This window comes from Nonomuraea sp. 3N208 (assembly GCF_052245935.1).
In the GTDB taxonomy this organism is placed as follows: Bacteria; Actinomycetota; Actinomycetes; order Streptosporangiales; family Streptosporangiaceae; genus Nonomuraea.
Map to the genome: position 1 here is coordinate 41849 of NZ_JBQQBR010000048.1, position 18554 is coordinate 60402.

An 18554-nucleotide genomic window follows, 5' to 3' on the forward strand; every position below is an offset into this window, starting at 1 on the left:
TCACATCAGTGCGCCCATTCCGGTTGCGTGCCGAACTGTGCGGTTTCTAGCTGGGTGTTGCATTACTAGGTCTTGTGAGGTGGCGTCATGCGTTGTTAATGTGGCGGAAACCAGCAAAGAGCGGTAACACCTGCACAGCAAGGAGGTCGCGATGACCGGAGGCAGCACCCGGTTGCAGGGCCGGACGAGGCGACTACTCGGGGTGATGGCGGTGGCGATGATCGGCGCCACCGCCGTGGGGTGTGGTTCCAACTCGGAATCAAGCGCGGGATCAAGCGGGGACGGGACCGTCACGCTGGAGTTTGCGCAGTGGTGGGCGCCGGAGCTACCGGCGGGATCGTTCGACAAGCTCATGTCGGAATTCACGGCGCAGAACCCGACCATCAAGGTCAAGCTGTTGAGTGGTCCGTACGCGTCCACGAAGCAGCAGCTGGTGTCCGGAGCGGCGTCGAGGACGCTGCCTGATGTTGTGGGCCTCGACGGTGCATGGGTGAGCGACTTCGCCAAGCAGGGTGCCATCGCTGACCTGTCCGCGCTCATGGCAGCTGCGAAGTACGACTCAAGCCAGCTCGCGAGCCAGATACAGGTCAAGGGGAAGACCCACATGATCCCCGTGGTGAACTTCGTCTACCCCCTGTTCGTCAACAACGATCTGCTCTCGAAGGCGGGGGTCAAGACGCCTCCGAGCACGCGCACGGAGTTCTTGGAGGCGGCCAAGAAGATCAGCGCGCTCGGCGGCAACGTCAAGGGCTGGGCCCTGCCACTCGACACCGCCGTTCCCAACGGCGTCCAGAATGACGTGATGTCATGGCTGTGGGCATCGGGCGGCAGCATGCTCACCAAGGACGGGAAGCCCGACCTGACCGGCCAAGGCGTCAAGAGCACCGTGGAGTACGTCAAGAGCCTGAACGACGCGGGCGTCATCGCGCCCGGAGCACTCACCATGAAAGAGCAGGACAAGGTCGAGAAGTTCTCCACGGGTCAGATCGGCATGATGATCGATTCCTTGGCTCACATCACGCTGATCAAGAAGAACAATCCAAAGCTGAACTTCACGGTGGTGCCGATCCCGGCCGAGGACAGCTACACCGGCAAGCGCGGCATCCCGTACGCGTCCTGGGGTATCGGCGTCGCAGAGTCCTCGGAACACAAGGCCGAGGCGTTCAAGCTGGTCGAGTTCTTGATGAACAAGCAGGCGAATGCGCAGCTGAGCACGTTGGCGAACGGCTTCCCCGGCAACAAGACGGCCGAGCCGGACTTCAGCACGAGTGACCCGCTGTTCAAGACGGCCTTCGACATCTACAAGGCGGGGTATCCCGCCAACGAGTTCGTGGGGTTGCCGAAGTCCGAAGACCTGATGCGCAGCTTTGATGAGCAGCTACAGCTCGTGCTCACTGGCAAGCAGAGTGTCGACAACGCCCTCAACAATGCGCAACAGGCCTGGGTGCCGGTGCTCTGACCGTCCGTACTTCGTGGGCCGCGCCGACCGTGCGGCGCGGCCCCGAACCAAGGAGACATCGATGGAAACCGCGAAACTCGATCCCGCGGCCTCCCCGGGAGCCGCAAAATCGGCATCGGAATCCTCTGCGGACCGAAGGAGAAGGACGCGGCCTTTCCCCGTGCAGCGTGTCGTCCCGTACGGCTATCTCTCGCCGACGCTGATATTGATCTTTGTTCTGATGATCATCCCCATCGCGATGGTGGTCAGCTATTCGTTCAAGGACAACGTGATCGTCGAGCAGAATCCGGTCTTCGCCGGCCTCGCCAACTACACCACGGTGCTTACCGATCCCGACTTCCTGGCAGCGCTGAAGAACACGTTCATCTTCATCACCGTGAGCACTCTTGCCCACCTCGGCCTCGGGCTGGCCTTCGCGACGATGCTCAACACGCCGTTGTTGAGCGGAGTGACGAAAGCCATCTTCCGCATTGTCTACATCCTGCCCTGGCTGTTCACGGTCGCCGTGATCGCGGTCATCTGGCGGCTCATGCTGGACCCGTCCGGGGTGGTCAACTACATCCTGGCCACGATCGGCGTGATGCGAGAGGAAGTGAGCTGGCTCTCCGACCCGAACATGGCGCTCTGGGCATTGACATTCATCAACATCTGGGCCGGCTTCCCCTTCTTCATGATCAGCATCCTCGCCGGGTTGCAGGGAATCTCGCCCGTTCTGTACGAGGCGGCCTCCGTGGACGGCGCAAGCACTTTCCGCCAGTTTCGCAATGTGACGATTCCGCAGCTGAAACCGGTACTCCTCAGCATGGCCGTGCTCGATCTCATCTGGACCTCTCAGCAGTTCGCCCTCATCTGGATGACCACCGGTGGTGGCCCGCTGAATGTCACCGAGATGCTCAGCACCTACACCTACAAGCAAGCCTTCAGCAGTTACGAGTTCGCCACCGCGTCCGCCGCCGCCGTCATAGTCCTGCTGCTCACCATGATTCTGGCCTTCTTCTACGTTCGCCTGCAAAAGGAGAGGTGATCACCCGTGCTCACCCGCAAAAGGCGGCGCCTCGGCGCGAAGATCGCCGTGCTCGCAGGCTTGTGCATCGGCGCGGCCTTCGCCGGCCTTCCAGTCGTGTGGATGCTGTCGACGTCGTTCAAGACCAATGGGGAGGTCTTCCAGGTTCCGCCGCGGCTGATCACCGAGAACTTCTCGTTCGACGCCTACGGAAAGATCCTGGGCGACGAGACCCAGTTGAGGTTTTTCATCAACAGTTACATCGTCGCGCTGGCGGTGACAGTATTGACATTGTTCGTGGCGATCCTCGCGGCGTATGGATTCAGCCGCTACAACTTCCCGCTGAAACGATCCATCAACGCCGTGATCGTCACTGTTCAGGCCGTGCCGCCGATCACACTCGTCATTCCCTACTTTGGTCTCGTGGTGGCGCTCGGCCTGTATAACACTTATCCGGGGTTGATCCTCACGCACATGGTGTTCACCTTGCCCTATGCGATCATCATGATGACCGCGTACTTCAACACCCTGCCCCGGGAATTGGATGAATCCGTCAAGGTGGACGGGGCGTCGAGCTGGACGGCTCTCTGGCGGATCCTGGTGCCCATTTCGGTTCCTGGGCTGGTCGCCGTCGGCGTCTACACCTTCATGATCTCGTGGAACGAATACCTGTTCGCGCTGACCCTCACTCGTACCGACGACATGCGAACCGTTCCCATCGGTATCCAGCTCCTGATGGGCCAGCACTCCTACGAGTGGAATCAGATGATGGCCATGAGCATCCTGGGGTCCATCCCGGTGCTCGTGTTGTTCCTCCTCTTCCAGCGGCGATTCATCGGCGGCCTCACCTCCGGCGCAGTCAAGGCCTGACACATCATCCCCGCCCCGAGCGATGATCTACTACTCAGAAGGAGAAATACAGCAATGCTGACGACCGGCAAGGTGCTCTTGGCTGTCGCGAATGAAAGAAACTTCGCCGTACCCGCCTTCAACATCAGCGACTACGCCATGTTCAACGGCATCGTGGACATCAGCGAAGAGAAGAACGCGCCGCTTTTCATCGGGATCCATCCCGACGAGGTACGGCACATCGGAGCGGACGTGATCGCCGCGATGACGCAACGAGCCCATCGCTCGTCCGTGCCGATCGCGATTCACTGGGACCACGGCGCGACCTATCGGGAGATGCTGACCGCGATCCGGATCGGCTTCACCTCGGTGATGATCGATGCCTCGATGCAGTCCTTCGAAGACAACATCGCGCTGTCCAAGAAGGTCGCTGACACCGCGCACGCGGTCGGCCTGTCGGTCGAGGCGGAGTTGGGGACGATCGGCAAGACCGACAGTGAGGCCGAAGACGGCAGCGACGCGATCATCTACACCGACCCGGCGGACGCCGTGACCTTCGTGCAGGCAACGGGGGTGGACAGTCTCGCCGTGGCCATCGGCACCTATCACGGCATCTACCCGAAGACCCTGAAGCCGGAGCTCAAGCTCGACCTGCTGAAGGAAATCAAGGATCGGGTCAAGATCCCGCTCGTGCTGCACGGCGGCTCGGGCAATCCTGACGACGAGATTGCACAATCGGTCAAGCTCGGTATTAACAAGATTAATATCTCCAGTGACATCAAGCTGGCCTACCACATGAAGATGCGCGAAGTCTTGGCCGATGAGAGCCTGCGTGAACCGCTCTCCATCCAACCGCCATGCATCGATGCGATGAAGGCGGTGGCCGGGCAGAAGATTGACCTCTTCGAAGCGGCCGGCAAGGCATCTCTGTACTGACATGACCAGTCATGTAGTCCTGGGCTTGGGGGGATGCGTCGATTACGAACTCAAGCTGTCCTCGTCGATCTTGGAGCAACTTGTCGGCGAGTACCAGATCCACAATGCCGAGCTGACTTCATCGGTCACCGTGACCAACGAGCGCGAACTTGTCATTTCGATTCTCACCTATCTCAAAAAGGGCGGAGGAGGCGAGCACTTCGTCGCCTCCTCCGAATGCCTGAGCGCATTCGCAAGGCGGTTCCCCAGACGAACAACTCTGGGTGGAACCTCCGTTCGAGCGGCGATGGAGATGAGCCGGCTCGGCGTACCATCCACCCTGCACCTGGTCAGTCTCAACGACATCGTCCGCCGCCTGCTGCCGGCAAGCTGCGACTACATCTGTAGCGGCGACGATGACACCCTCTATCCGCACCTGATCGTGCAGTACGACCAGGACATGCGGGTTCGAGCAGGTGACATCGACATCCGTGCGCCATTTCCGAACAGATTGATCTACGTCAACGACCCGGCGAACGAGTCCATGCTGCTGAGTGGTGAACTGGGGTCGTTGCTTCGCGACGCACGGGTCTTTCTGATCTCGGGATTCAACGCGGTACGAGACCAGCGAACACTTGACCGGCGTCTGTCCACGCTGAGAAGCCACATGCGACAACTTCCACCCGAGGCGGTCGTCTACTACGAGGATGCCGGATTCCACGAGCCGGCCCTCAGCCAACGGGTCCGCGACGCGCTTCTGGAAGTCATCGACATTTACGCACTGAACGAAGACGAGATGCAGGCGCACCTGGGCTACGCCGTCAACCTGCTCTCCGTGATGGAGGTGGGACGCGCCCTCGAATCGCTGCAAGCTCTCATCCCCGTGACGACCCTGGTTGTGCATACCAAGTATTGGTCGGCAGCATTCGGCGAGAGAGCCGGCGAGTACGCAGAGCCGCTGAACGAGGGCATCGTGATCGCCAGCACCCGCTACTGCCACGGCGATGAGTACACGAACCACCACTACGAACTCATGCGGAACCGGCCGAGGCGAACGGAGGCGGTGGAGTTCGCCGCGGCCCTGGAAGGCCGAATGGGCGGGGTTGTTCGTTGCCTGCCTGGATTCGATCTTGACGTTGCCGCGCCCACGACCATCGGGCTCGGCGATGCGTTCGTCGGCGGTTTCCTCGCCGCAGTCTCCCTGGGCGGTTCAAGCAGTCAGCGCATCACGTGAGATGATCCGCGCCCGCGTCTACCGGCCGTATGCCCGCCTGCTACTGGACACCGCGCGAGATGCGGCACAGCTTCGTCTCGCTGCTCTCCGACTCCGGAGTCCCCCTGGAGGACGTCGGGACGACAGGTCCGCAGGCAAATCAGCACTCAGGCCATGGGGCAGCCCGAGGGCATCGTCCCTCGGGCTACCCGGCCGGCGGTCTCAACCCCCGATCGCGGGCATGCTCTCGGGAACGGTCTCCGCCGCCGTGTCCGGTCTCGAAGTCGCGAGAAGCTCCACCAGGTGATCCGCGATCGCGGAGATGGTGGGCTGCTGCCACAGCAGGGTCGCGGGGAGACGGCAGCCGAAGCGCTTCTCCAGGCGCCGCCGGACCATGACGGTCATCACCGAGTCCAGCCCCTGCTCGACAAGGGGACGCCGGATCGCCAGGTCCTCAGGGGCCAGCCTCATCACGGCCGCGATCTCCCCGCGGACCTCGGGCAGGACGCGCTCGTGCAGGTCCTCGGGCGCCAGGCCGGCGAACGACTCCGCGGGCTGCCGGAGATCCTCCTCGGCCGTGGCGGGCGCGTCGATCACCGGGTAGCGGAGTCCCGTGAGGTGTCCCATCACCCGGCCGTCCACGTCGGCCAGGAGCGCCCGCACGGTGTCGTCGGCGGCCGGGTCCACGGCCGCGTCGATGATCACTGTCGAGGGCGGCGTGCCGGTCAGCACCACCTCGTCGATGTGCACGACCATGCGCAGCACCGGATCGCCGGGGAACACGCAGGGCGCCACGGACATCGCCGCGTCCAGCGCCGAAGCCCAGCTCCCCGGTTCCTCGGTGCGGACCGTGGCCCGCAGCACGCCGTCTCCGCTCAGCAGCGTCTCAATCGTCCAGTCGAAGCCCGTCGAGGGCACGCCGACGGTGGCCAGCCGCTTGTGCACGAACCCGGGGTCGATCGGTGTGAGAGCGCCGGCGTCCGGCAGCACGTCGGGCTTCACCTGGCCCGGAGCAGCCACGTCCGCGGTGACGTGCACCAGCCAGGCGGGTTCGGGCTCGTCGGGGCCGGCCGGCGTACGGGCCGCGAGCCGTACCGCCGGAGGCTCGTGCACGACCTGGATCTGCCTGCGTTCCGCGGTCATCAGCGGATGCATCATCTCCACGTCGGTGAGCGTGACGTCCTCGTCCTCGACGGCGTGCAGGAAGGTGTTGACCAACACGGCGGCGGGCACGATCTCGACCCCGTTGAGGGCATGGCTGCCCGGGTAGGGCCGGTTGGCATCCTCCAACCCGGTCCGCCACACCCGGGTCCGGCTGCCCGCGAGGCTGGTCCCGCCTCCGAGCAGGGTGTGGGAGTGCACGTCGTGCCCTCGGTTGTCGTCCTCGGTGTAGGACTCGCGCCAGTGGCGGCGGTGCTGCCAGGCGTACGGCGGCAGATCGGCCAGGCCGCCGGACGGCTGCAGCCGGCTCCAGTCCACATCGACGCCGTGGCAGTGCGCCGTGCCCACCGCGATGAGGAAGGTCGCCGGCTCCGGCTGGTTCCGGCGCAGGGACGTGCCGACGAACACGTCCTCGAACCCGTTCTCCGAGAGCGTCTCGGTGACGGAGTGCGCGACCACGGGGTGGGGGGAGATCTCCAGGAACACGCGGTAGCCATCCTGCGCCGCGGCCGTCGTCGCCGCGGCCAGCCGCACGGGTTCCCGGAGGTTCGCCGCCCAGTACGCGCTGTCCAGGACGGGCGTCGACCGCGGGTCCGCCAGCGCGGTCGTGTACATGGGGATGCGGGGCGCGCCGAACGAGAGGTCGGCGGTGGCGGCGGCCAGTTCGACGGCCAGAGGCTCCATGTGCGGGCTGTGGAAGGCGACGTCCGACGCCACCCGCCGCACCACGATGCCCTTGGCCGGCCACTCGTTCGCCACCTCCTCGACCGCGGCGACGTCGCCGGACAGCACGGTGGAGCCGGGCGCCGACGAGATCGCCGCCACCAGGTCGGTACGGCCGGCCAGCCTCTCGGCCGCCTCCTCGAAGGACAGGTCGACCATCACCATGGCCCCCTTGCCCTCGGCCTGGCGCAGCAGCCGGGAGCGGCGGCAGATCAGGCGGGCGCCGTCGGCGACGGTCATCGCGCCGGCCGTCACCGCCGCCGCGATCTCGCCGACGGAGTGGCCGATGACGGCCTTCGGAGCGACCCCGTACGCGTTCCAGAGCCTGGCGAGGCCCAGCTGCATCACGAAGATCATGGTTTGCACGCGGTCGATCGTGTCGAGATCGCCGTCGGCCAGGACCTGCCGGGGAGAGAAGCCGATCTCCTCAGCGAAGATCGGCTCCACCTCGTCGACCAGGGACGCGAACTCCGGCACCGCGAGTAGCTCCCGCCCCATCCCGCGCCACTGGCAGCCCTGCCCGGAGAAGACCCAGACCGGCCCGGGACCGAGCTCGGGCAGCACGTCCCCGGTGAGGACGGCCTCGCCCGGCACGTCCTCCGCGAGCCTGCGCAGGTTGGCCGCCAGCTCGTCCCTGTCCGCCCCGATCACGACGGCGCGACGGGCGAGATGGGTGCGCCGGAGCGCCAGCGTGTGCCCCGCCGACGCCAGGTCGAGCCCTTCTCCGAGGTGATCGGCGAGCTTGCCCGCGTACTGCCGCAGAGCCTTCTCCGACGCGGCCGACAGCGGGAACAGCCGCTCCCCCGTCCCCTCGCCCCGGGGCGCCTCGTGAAATGCCGCGACGGCCGGAGGAGCCTGCTCGAGCACGATGTGCGCGACCGTGCCGCCGTACCCGAAACTGGAGACGCCCGCCCGGCGGGGGTGGTCGCGCTCCGGCCAGGCCGATCGTTCGGTCACCACGCGCAGGCCCGAGGCCTCCCACGGGATGGCCGGGTTCAGGGTGGTCAGCACGCTCGGGGGGATCTCACCGCGGTCGAGGGCGAGCACCGCCTTGATGACGCCGGCGATGCCGGCGGCGCCTTCGAGGTGGCCGATGTTGGACTTGACCGAGCCGATGAGGCACGGGTCGCCGGGGGCCCGCCGCGTGCCGTACACGGAGGAGAGCGCCCCCGCCTCGAGCGGGTCGCCCAGCCGGGTCCCGGTGCCGTGCGCCTCGATGTAGTCGACGGTGGACGGCGCGATGCCCGCCTGCCGGCAGGCCCGGATCATCACGTGTTCCTGGGCCTCCCCGCACGGCGCCATGATGCCGTTGGTGTGACCGTCCTGGTTCACGGCGCTGCCGATGACGAGCGCGAGGATCCGGTCACCGTCGCGCTGCGCGTCGGACAGCCGCTTGAGCACGACCACGCCGCAGCCCTCGCCGCGTCCGTAGCCGTCGGCCGACGCGTCGAACGACTTGGACCGCCCGTCGGGGGCCAGGGCTCCGGCGGTGCCGAGCGTGAGGGTCTGGCCCGGGGTGACCAGCAGGTTGACGCCGCCGGCGAGGGCGACGTCGCTCTCGCCGAGCCGCAGGCTCTGCGCGGCCAGGTGCAGCGCGACCAGCGACGCCGAGCAGGCGGTGTCGATCGCCATGCTGGGCCCGCGCAGGTCCAGGGAGTAGGAGATGCGATTGGCGACGGCGCAGGTGGCGGCGCCGATCCCGGTCCACGCCTCGATCTGGGGCAGGTCCTCCAGCAGACGGCTGCCGTAGTCGGCGGTGCAGACCCCAACGAACACTCCGGCGTCGGTGCCGGCCAGCTCGTGCGGCGGCAGGCCGGCGTTCTCCAGGGCCTCCCAGGCGGTCTCCATCAGGATCCGCTGCTGCGGGTCCATCAGCTCGGCCTCGCGGGGCGACAGGCCGAAGAACTCCGCGTCGAAGCCCTCGATGTCGCTCAGGAAGCTGCCGTGACGCACGGCGTCGCGCAGCGCGGCGGCGTGTTCGGGGCTCCGGTTCTCGTACCGGCGCCAGCGTTCGGCGGGCAGCGACCGGGTCGTGTTCCGGCCGGCGCACAGCAGGTCCCAGAACTCGTCCGGTGAGTGGACCTCGCCGGGAAGACGGCATCCGATCCCGACGACCGCCACTGGTTCCACCCTGGCTCCGCGCGGACTGTCGACCATCTGCGTTCGTTTCCCTTCGATTTCAGGCCCATTGAGGAGTGTCGATGATCTTGATCACGGCGCCGGAGACGGTCACTCCCGGCCCGGTGCCGAGCATCAGCATGTGGTCGCCGGGGCCCAGTTGCCCGGTCATGAGCAGGTGGTCGAGGGAGAGGACCTGGTCGCTGGCCCCGCAGTGGCCGATGGCACGGCCGTAGTCCCAGGTCGAGCGGGACATGGGCAGGTCGAGCACGGCCATGCACCGCTGTTCGACGATCTCTTCGGAGTAGTTCATGAACGCCACCCGGGTGAGATCGCGGGCCTCGATCCCGCTCTCGTCCAGCGCGCGTTCGACGACCTCCATGAGCGCCCGCTGGATGTTGAACAGCGCCGCGGTGGCCTCGCCCTTGGGCATGACCTGCTGCCGGAACTGCTCGTTCCTGGCCGCGAAGCTCATCCGGCGCCCGACCGTGACGCCCGGCGGGAACAGGGGTTCGCTGCCCCGGTGCAGTTCCTCGGCCTCGGCCACCGTCGTCGTGCAGACCGACATCAGGCGCGCGAAACCTCCCTCCTTGGTGAGCACGAGCGCGCTGGCGGCGTCCCCGCCGATGTAGCCGGGGCCCATCCGCCACCGGTCCATCAGCGGGGTGCCGTAATTGTCGGAGGCGACCAGCAGGGCGGCCTGCCGGCCGGGAGCGGCGTGCAGGTAGCCGGCCGCGAGTTCCAGGGCGATGAACATCCCGTTGCAGCCCTGCCGGATCTCGGTGGCCAGGGCGTTCCCGCCGACGAGATGGCGCTGCAGGTAGGAGTGCGGGGGCCAGCCGTCCGGCCCCTGGTGCCAGGTCGAGGCGTACAGGAGGAGATCCAGGTCGGCCGACGTCCGCCCGCTGCGCTTGAGCGCGCTCTGCGCCGCGTGCAGGGCCATCTCCGGAGCCGGTACGTCACCGGCCACCACCGTCCCCGCCAGGTTGTGCAGCTCGGCCTCTTCGGCCGGGTACCAGCCTTTGGCGACGGCCTTCTCGACGCTGACAACGGTCCGGGGAAGGAAGGCTCCCACTCCGCTGATGTACGTGTCCGCCCACTGCATGACTCTGCCCCCGCTAAACGGATTCGAGTTCTCTGACCATCGTCACGATGGTCACGACGTCCCTGAAGTTCTCGGGGTCGAGCTTCGCGGCGGGGATCCGGACGCCGATGTCCCTCCGGATGAAGTTCAGCAGCCGCGCCGTCCGCAGGGAGTCCAGGAGACCCGACACGAGGAGCGGGGTCGTCTCGTCGACCTTGATGTCGTCGCCGTCCAGGACGAGGTTCTCCTGGATGAAGTCGACCAGCTTTTGCGTGATCAGGCTCTGCGTGATCTCGGTCATGAGACCTCCTTCGTCGGCCTCATGACCAAGGTGCTGTGTCTATTGATGACCTCGACAAGCTCGGTCATGAGCGTGCCCCTCTCGTGACGGGAGAGGTGGACAGGATCCTGAACGCCGCCGCGGCGACGGACGTTCCTGAGCCGAACCCGACCATGAGCAGGTGATCGCCGGCCATGAGCCCGCCGGTCGCGATCAGATGCTCGAAGGCGATGAACTGGTCCACCGCGCCGCAGTGGCCGACGCGCCGCCCGTAGTCCCACGTCGTCTGATCTTCGTCGATGCCCAGCCAGGACATCTGCCCGTCCAGGTCCTCGCGCCGGCCGTGCGGGAACGCCACCCGCGTGATGTCGGCAAATCCGATCCCGGCCTCGTCCAGGGTCCGTTCGACCTGCTGCATCATCGTTTTCTGGATCGTCAGGTGGATCCCGGTTCCCTGCGCCTTGAGCAGCCGCTGGCGGAATTCCTCGTGCCGGTCTCCGAAGCTCAGCCCCCTGCCGATGGTGGCGTCCGGGGGGAACAGAGGGTAGGCGCCGTCGTTGACCGCGTCGGCCTCCGGGATCACCGTCACGTTCACCGATAGGAGCTCGGCCATGCCGTACTCCTTGCCGAGGATGAGCGCGGCCGCGGCGTCGCCGATCAGCGCCCCGGGGGTCATCCGCCAGCGGTCCACCAGCGGGGTGCCGTGGTTGTCCGAGGAGACGACCATGGCCGTCTCCCGGTCCGCGTCGGCCTGCAGGTAGCTCGCCGCCAGCTCGAGGGAGCTGATCATCCCTACACAGCCGCTCCGGATCTCGAACGCCGGCACGTTCCCGCCAAGGAGGTGCATCTGCAGGTAGTGCTGGGGCTGCCAGCCGTTCGGGCCCTGGTGCCAGACCGACGGGTAGAGGAGAAGGTCGAGATCGCGCGGGGAGGACTCACCCCAGCGGTCGTACGCGTCCAGGACCGCGAGCCGCGCCATCTCGGGCGCGGGCATGTCGCCGGCCACCGCCGCGCCGATCTGATGGAACTTCTCGGCCTCCTCGGCCGGGTACCAGCCCTCACGAACCGCCTGCTCGACGCTCACGCTGTCAGGCACATAGACGCCGAGGCTTCTGACGAACATGTTGGATGTACGCACACGTCCCCTAACTCGTCGACGATCCCGGACAACGGCCTTCAGCAGGGGAAGGCGGCTTATCCGATATATTTCGGGTCCCGGGATATCAAGCGACCCCCGGCCGGTCAATGAAAACAACGTGAAATAAGCCGGCGAGCTGCCAGAGGCAAGGATAGGGGCGGCCCATCGGCTGAAGCAATATCAACATCCGAAATCTGGTCGGCGACATTCCGTGATCAAGGTTCGACGGAACGTGTTGAATTCTGGAAATGCGTCTTTCCGCTTCACGCCGCGGTTTCTCCGAATGCAACGGGCTGGAATCCGGACGACGGGAGAACGGCGCCGGGCCGTCGCCATTCGGCTCAGGCCCGGCGCGCGTCGTCTCAGGCGGGCACTCTCGTGCAGACGATGTTGTTGAGTTTGAACTGGGCCGGAATGTCGTTCGTCCCGGTGGCGGTCGCCGAGAAGCCGAGGCTCTGGCTGGAGCCGGGGCCGATGTAGGAGTTATGGCCGGCGTCGCGTGCGGCCACCTCGGCGCCGGTCTGGGTCACCGTGGCGTTCCAGGCGCTCGTGATCTGCTGGTTGCCCGGCCAGGTCCACGTCACGGTCCAGCCGCTGATGGGGGTCGTGCCGGTGTTCCTGATGGTCACGCTGCCGTTGAAAGCGCCGTTCCAGGCGCCGGTGGAGTAGGCGACCTCGCAGGAGGTGCCCATCTTGAGCCCGCTGCGCAGGAAGGTCGCGAAGTTGGCCCAGGTGGGATTGAGCGTGCCGGTACCGACGGTCTCGGTGCAGTCGGTGGTGGTGCGGACGGTCTGCATACCGTACTGGGCGGGGTCCATGACCTGGGGCATCATGTGATCCGCGCCGGGTACCGACACGAACGTGGCGTCACCGCACTGGGCCTTGATCCTGTTGTAGAGCAGGACGCTCTGCCCGTGCGGCACCAGGAAGTCGGCCTGGCCGTGCAGGAACATCAGCGGCGGGTCGTTGCTGTCGACGTAGGTCATCGGATTGGCCTGGGCCACCGTGGCCGGGCAGGTCTGGATCGGGCAGCCGACCAGGAGGGATTCCGGGGAGGCGGGAGAGTCGTGGTCCAGCCCGCCGGTCGGCAGGTTCTGCGCGTTCATCTGCAGGAAGTCGGTCGGACTGTAGAAGGCGAGCCCCACCTGCACGGCGCTGGAGACGCCGGTCGTGCCGACGGTGCCCTCCAGCGCCGTCACGCCGCCGGACAGGGTGGCCATCTCCGTCAGCCAGCCGCCCGAGGAGTCGCCCATGATCGCGAAGCGATTGGGGTCGAGCTGGTACGTGGCCGCGTTCGCGCGCAACCAGCGGATGGCCGCCTTGATGTCGTGCACCTGGGCCGGGAAGATCGCTTGAGCGCTGGACCGGACACTGACGCCGGCAACGGCGAAGCCCAGAGGGTTGAAGATGTCCGCGATCGCGTCCGTGCCGGCCTTGCCGTCATCGCTCGTCCACGCCGAGCCAGTGTGCCAGATCAGCAGCGGCCGGGGCGTGATGCCGGTGGACGGCAGGTAAAGGTCCAGCATATGCCCTCTGCTGCCGGCCGGCTGCGCGGGCGCGTAAGCGATGTCAGTGATCACCTGCGTGGCGTGAGCCGGCGGCGCGAAGGCTGCTGACACACCGACGGCCGCCAGCATGGTCATCACCATGCTGACGATCATGGCCGTGCTGATTCGAGCTTGCATGGTGCGACTCCGGTTGGTCGGATGATCGCCGCTTCCCCGGTGGCCGTCCGTGTCTCCTCCGGTGCCAGGGCAGCCGCGATCAGCACGACGACCGTAGCGCCTGCGAGAACAACGTCCTGTTCGAGTGTCGCGGCTCACATCGATATGGGCGGGGAGACGATATGACACGTAAGTGACGATGGTCAAAGTTTTCTTCGTATCGTTCCAATCGAACAGGAAAAGCGGCATAAATCGTACTTTATGGGCGCAAAACGCGACGACAGTCTCAGATCATCCATGGCGTGCACACGCAGTCGGATACGCACCCACGAGGTCGTCAAAGCCGCCCGCTCTGGAATTGACAGCAGCTGGAACTCTCGAAAACAGGCGACCCGGGAAGTAACACCGGCGTTACCGGCGGTAAACACCAGTGAAACATGCGCCGCTCCATCGACAACGCCGATGAAAGTTTCATCGCCCCCCGCGACTGATTCGGGCACGACAATCCCCCTGGCGCGTAGTGAGTGATAATGTCCACCGTCATGATCTCGCCAGTCACAGGAGGACGAATGCGAAAGGTACGCGCTGTTCTCGTCTCGGCCGTTATGGTCCTCGGAGTGTCGTTGACGATCGGCGCCACCCCGGCGCACGCCGAGAAGCTGGTCGGCGTCTTCAGGGACTACTCGGAGTGCCAGCGGATCGGGAGCCACGGCGTCACCCAGGACTGGTGGGACGCCTATTCATGCGAGTGGGAGGGCCGGTACCGCTACTACTTCCTCTACGCGTGACCCCGTGAAGCACACGCGCCCCCGGGCCTGAGGGGTCGAACCGGGGGCGCGGGCGCTCTAGTACAAAGCCGGGTGCCTGACCGGCGCCCGGTCCGCGCCCCCAGTGGTGTTCGCACCAACGGGACAGCATCCGGCGGGGCGGTGGCCCAAGAGCCGCACTCCCTCCAGGAATGCGAAGTCACGCCCCGACAACGCGGCTCTCAGCCACGGTCCGCTCGGGCATGGCCGGAGATCCTTCGTCGTGCGGATCAGAGGTCGAAAGGGTTCCAGCCGTCCGAGCCGGCGAGGTACTTCTGTGGGGTGTAGTTCTCCGCGTCGGCGTCGGCCAGTTGAGGACGGTTGCCATGGACGGCAGCCCCGGGTCCGGTGTTGCGGTACTCGAAGAACCGGGCGGCGGTCCAGGAGTTCGCGGACATGTTGATCCACGGTTGTGCAGTCGCGATGGTGGATGACAGCCACGATTCCCGATACAGCACCTGGGCATCCGGGTACCACGGCCGGCCGAGCTGGGTGACGTTGTCGGCGGCGCCGGTGATGGTCGACCGGTAGAACAAGAAGCCGTAGGTGCTCTCCGCCGGAGTACTCGCCGCGGTGATCGGACCGCCGGTGAGCCGCTTCTGGTAGATGTCGCAGCGGTCGAAGACGGCGCTGGCCGCGCCGAAGATGAAGTCGACGGTGCCTTCCACGTAGCAGTTCCTGAAGTAGGCACGGCCGGCACGGGCGTAGAGGGTGTCCTGGTCGCCGAGCACGCGGATGTCGCGATAGACGGCACGGTCCGCCCGGGTGTACAGCGCCACCGCCTGCCCGCCGCTGGTGGCAGTGCTCTCGTCGAAGTCGTTGGCGATGGTCAGGTTGCGGGCGGTGAAGTCGTGACCGTAGACGAACATGGTCGAGCTACCCGTTGTGCCGTACTCTCCGGCGTGGCGGTTGTTCACGATGACGGTGCTGTCGGGCGAGGGGCCAAGCCCGCGCAGCGTGATGTATGGCTTATTGGACGGCACCGTGACGATCTCCCGATAGGTGCCGGGCGCGACGGTGATGGTGACCGGGCTGGTGTTGCCGCTCGGCACGGCGTCGATGGCGGCCTGGACGGTGGTGTACGTCCCGCTGCCGTCGGCGGCCACCGTCGGCTGTCGCGTGGCAGTGGCCGGCGACGTCGCTGCGACCACCACGCCCGCCGGCAGCACTAACGCAGTGGCGGTAAGGATGATCCAGCGACGTGCCTTGCTGAGGTTCTGTGTTCTCATGATGTCTTCACCATCTGTTGGAGACCGGTCGTGGCAATGCCCTTGACGAGGTGCTTCTGTCCGGCAATGAAGTCGAACTACACGGCGAACATCGGCCCCCGTGAACTCCGCAGCGCGAGTGTCCCTGCCCCGCTACGCGGGATGGCCCGCTCGCTTCACCCCTTTGTCAAAGGCCGATAGTGGGCTGCGGACCGGAGAACTCGGCCAGCAACGTGGGAAGGGCGGTGGCGGGGTCGAGGGTGTAGGAATAGAAGCTCGCCGGGTCGAAGGCGGCCCCCTGCTCCTTGATGAGACCGTCGCGCCAGGAGCTCGTGCCGGTGACGACGTTGCCCCGCTGGACCAGCTCGCCGGCGGGATCGACGAAGTAGGGGTCGGCCACGTTGTGGAAGAGGCTGTGCTCGATCACACCCTTGGTCTCGCCACGCGCCCAGTTGCCGTACGACCTGATGTCCTGCAGGTAGTTGCTGTACATGTGCATGTTGAGCAGGTTGCCGCCGCTGGGGTTGCGCTGGTTGGTGCGGGCGAACCAGTTGTGGTGGAGAGTCATCCGCGTGATGAGGTTGGCCGTCCAGCCGATGCCGAGGGTCTTGTTGTTGTCCAGGAACTGGTTCCACGACACCGTGATGTCGGTGGCGTCCTTGCGGCTGTCGAGCAGGCCGTCGTTCATCCGGGCGAGCCGGTTGTGGTCGATCCAGACCTTCGTCGCGGAATCGATCTGGATGGCGTCGTAGTCGAAGTCCTTGTCATCCGGGTCGTCCTCGGGCATGAGGGTGTCCCGGATCGTCAGGTTCCGGATGATCACGTTGCTCGTGGTGGCGCCGAGGAAGAAGCCGCCGCCGGCGATCTCGCCTGCCGTACCGACCCCGATGATGGTCTTGTTGGAGGCCACCTTGAGCTCGGTCCCCTTCGGACTGATCTCGATCGGGCCGGCGACCTTGATGATGTACGGCTCGGCGGCCGTGACGTAGGTGTTCAGCTCTTCCTGGGTGGTCACGGTGACGACCTGGCCGCCCTCGCCACCCGTGGTACCCGCGGCGAAGCCATCCGCCTGGCCGGACCAGTGGCGGGGCCCGACCACCGGGCGGAAGGTCCAGAGCCGGTCGGCGATCTGGTACTTGCCGTCGCCCGCGTAGGTCAGGGTGACCTCGGCGGAGCCGCGGTTGGCGCCGTTGACCAGGCGGACCTGACCGCCCGCCGCGGCCTCCAGGCGGAGCTCGGCGGTGCGGCCGCGGCAGGGCAGTTCCCGGAGCTTGATGTCCAGGCACTGGCCGGTCTCGGCGTTGACGATGTGGTAACCGCCGCCCACATGGCCTACAGCTGAGGCCGGGGTCGCGGTGGCGGCGAGCAAGGTCAGGATGGCAGCCGCCAGGGCGGCATGACGCGCAGTGGTCACAGGGGGTTCGCTTTCCTGGGGGGAGACCCGGCCGTGGCGGTCTCCGGAGTCGCCGCGGCCGGGGAGTCTGGGGGCGAGGTGCCCTCACTGTAGGAAGGCCGCTGAATTACCGTCAATGGCTTTCCTTAATATTTCTTTCACGGATTGACGCAATCGGAAACCCGGCCGTAGCCTCCTGGCAACCCCCCGTGCGAAGGGCAAACGACTGATGGTTTCCAGAAGAGACATGCTGCGCACCGCCGGACTGACCGGACTCGGTCTGGCCGTGGCCGCCTGTGGACGTGGTTTCGGCGGAGGCGGCAGCGAGTCCGCCTCCGGCAAGATCGAGCTGAACATGGTCTGGTGGGGTGACGCCTTCCGCGCCCAGAAGACCCAGGCCGCGCTCGACCTGTTCATGAAGGCCAACCCGGGCATCACCATCAAGACCGAGTACCAGGACAGCGGCCCCTACAAGGACAAGCTGGCCACCCGCTTCGCCGCCGGCAATCCGCCGGACCTGATGATGATGCGTATGGACAGCCTGCGGGAGTACGCCGACCGCAAGTCGCTCCTCAACCTCAATGACCACCCAGGCATCGTGGACACCACCAACCTCAGCCAGGCCGCGGCGAGCCTCAGCAAGGTCGGCGACGCCGTCTACGGCATCCCCTCGGGCCTCAACGCGATCGGCTACATCGTCAACAAGACGATCACGGACCAGTACGGCGTGACCATCCCCGACGGCGCCACCTGGACCTGGCAGGATCTGGCCACGTTCGCCAAGGAAGTCACCGACAAGAGCGGCAAGAAGGTCTACGGCACCCTGGTGGACCCGGCGACCCTGGCCAACCTGGTCGTCTACGTCTCCCAGCAGGGCGAGGACCTCTTCACCGCCGACGGCAAGTTCGGCGTCAGCGAGCCCACGCTGACCAAGTGGTTCCAGATGTTCGAGGACATGCGGAAGGAGGGCGGCTTCCCGCCTGCGGGGTTCGTCGAAACGATCGGTTCCTCGCCCGACCAGTCCTACATCGCCAAGGGCTCCATCGCATCGCAGATCATCCCGAGCAACGGTTTCCTCGGCTACAACAAGGTCTCCGGCGGCAACCTGGTGCTGCTGGGCATCCCCGGCGAGGCCACCGCCAAGCGGCGCGGCACGAACATCGGCACCCCGGCGCTGTGGTCGGTCGCAGCCTCCTCCAAGCACCCGAAGGAGGCGCTGCAACTGCTCGACTTCCTCATCAACGACGTGGAGGCCAACAAGGCCATGGGCACCACCCGGGGCGTTCCCGCCAGTACCGTCGTCGCCGACGCGATCAAGCCGACGCTGGAGAAGGACGACCAGGCGGCTACCGACTATCTGATCGGCCTGCAGAAGCAGACACTGGTCGCCGTTCCGCCCTACCCCAAGGGCGCCAGCGGCATCCAGGACGAACTCACTGCGGTCGCTCCCGAGGTCGAGCACGGGCGGCTGACCCCGGCCGAGGCCGCCAAGAAGGTCATCGAGGCGGCGACGAAGGCCCTGTCGCAGTGACGCTCACGT

Annotated in this window: 14 protein-coding genes; 7 read left to right on the forward strand and 7 right to left on the reverse strand. The window is 66.1% G+C overall.

The features are described from left to right. Window positions 1-205: 205 nt before the first annotated feature. From ACTWPT_RS48650 to ACTWPT_RS48670, 5 genes are all read left to right on the forward strand, one after another. Window positions 206-1459 carry an ABC transporter substrate-binding protein gene (locus ACTWPT_RS48650; protein ID WP_443184360.1) on the forward strand — a complete coding sequence of 418 codons (1254 nt, stop codon included), beginning with the start codon at window positions 206-208 and terminating at the stop codon, window positions 1457-1459. A 61-nt stretch (window positions 1460-1520) separates the two neighbouring features. Then, the gene (locus ACTWPT_RS48655; RefSeq protein WP_443184361.1) at window positions 1521-2483 is read left to right on the forward strand and encodes a carbohydrate ABC transporter permease; all 963 of its coding nucleotides are present in this window, start codon (window positions 1521-1523) and stop codon (window positions 2481-2483) included. 6 nt (window positions 2484-2489) lie between these two features. Then, window positions 2490-3332: a carbohydrate ABC transporter permease gene (locus ACTWPT_RS48660; protein WP_443184362.1), complete on the forward strand. Its 843-nt coding sequence runs from the start codon at window positions 2490-2492 to the stop codon at window positions 3330-3332. Window positions 3333-3386: 54 nt separating this feature from the next. Continuing rightward, window positions 3387-4247 carry a ketose-bisphosphate aldolase gene (locus ACTWPT_RS48665; protein WP_138718018.1) on the forward strand — a complete coding sequence of 287 codons (861 nt, stop codon included), beginning with the start codon at window positions 3387-3389 and terminating at the stop codon, window positions 4245-4247. Window position 4248: 1 nt separating this feature from the next. Beyond that, window positions 4249-5460 carry an ADP-dependent glucokinase/phosphofructokinase gene (locus ACTWPT_RS48670; RefSeq protein ID WP_443184363.1) on the forward strand — a complete coding sequence of 404 codons (1212 nt, stop codon included), beginning with the start codon at window positions 4249-4251 and terminating at the stop codon, window positions 5458-5460. 201 nt (window positions 5461-5661) lie between these two features. On the opposite strand, the gene ACTWPT_RS48675 is transcribed toward ACTWPT_RS48670, so the two are convergent. The 5 genes from ACTWPT_RS48675 to ACTWPT_RS48695 form a co-directional block, all read right to left on the reverse strand. Then, window positions 5662-9453, reverse strand: coding sequence for a type I polyketide synthase (locus tag ACTWPT_RS48675; RefSeq protein ID WP_443184364.1), 3792 nt, complete (start codon window positions 9451-9453; stop codon window positions 5662-5664). Between the two features lie 49 nt (window positions 9454-9502). Next, window positions 9503-10546 carry a ketoacyl-ACP synthase III family protein gene (locus tag ACTWPT_RS48680; RefSeq protein ID WP_443184365.1) on the reverse strand — a complete coding sequence of 348 codons (1044 nt, stop codon included), beginning with the start codon at window positions 10544-10546 and terminating at the stop codon, window positions 9503-9505. Between the two features lie 13 nt (window positions 10547-10559). Beyond that, complete coding sequence (locus ACTWPT_RS48685) at window positions 10560-10826, reverse strand: acyl carrier protein (protein ID WP_443184366.1); 267 nt, start codon at window positions 10824-10826, stop codon at window positions 10560-10562. Window positions 10827-10890: 64 nt separating this feature from the next. Beyond that, window positions 10891-11928 carry a ketoacyl-ACP synthase III family protein gene (locus ACTWPT_RS48690; RefSeq protein WP_443184367.1) on the reverse strand — a complete coding sequence of 346 codons (1038 nt, stop codon included), beginning with the start codon at window positions 11926-11928 and terminating at the stop codon, window positions 10891-10893. A gap of 377 nt (window positions 11929-12305) precedes the next feature. Continuing rightward, the gene (locus ACTWPT_RS48695; RefSeq protein ID WP_443184368.1) at window positions 12306-13628 is read right to left on the reverse strand and encodes a cellulose binding domain-containing protein; all 1323 of its coding nucleotides are present in this window, start codon (window positions 13626-13628) and stop codon (window positions 12306-12308) included. A 596-nt stretch (window positions 13629-14224) separates the two neighbouring features. Between ACTWPT_RS48695 and ACTWPT_RS48700 the strand changes: the two genes are divergently transcribed. After that, entirely contained in the window at window positions 14225-14395 is a 171-nt protein-coding gene (locus tag ACTWPT_RS48700; protein ID WP_443184369.1) for a hypothetical protein, read from the forward strand. A gap of 248 nt (window positions 14396-14643) precedes the next feature. Here the strand turns inward: ACTWPT_RS48700 and ACTWPT_RS48705 are convergent, their stop codons facing one another. Next, on the reverse strand, window positions 14644-15642 hold the full coding sequence (locus ACTWPT_RS48705; protein WP_443184370.1) for a pectinesterase family protein: 999 nt from the start codon (window positions 15640-15642) through the stop codon (window positions 14644-14646). A 166-nt stretch (window positions 15643-15808) separates the two neighbouring features. Further along, complete coding sequence (locus ACTWPT_RS48710; RefSeq protein ID WP_443184371.1) at window positions 15809-17035, reverse strand: pectate lyase family protein; 1227 nt, start codon at window positions 17033-17035, stop codon at window positions 15809-15811. A gap of 226 nt (window positions 17036-17261) precedes the next feature. Between ACTWPT_RS48710 and ACTWPT_RS48715 the strand changes: the two genes are divergently transcribed. Beyond that, entirely contained in the window at window positions 17262-18545 is a 1284-nt protein-coding gene (locus ACTWPT_RS48715) for an ABC transporter substrate-binding protein (protein ID WP_443184372.1), read from the forward strand. The last annotated feature ends 9 nt before the right edge of the window (window positions 18546-18554 follow it).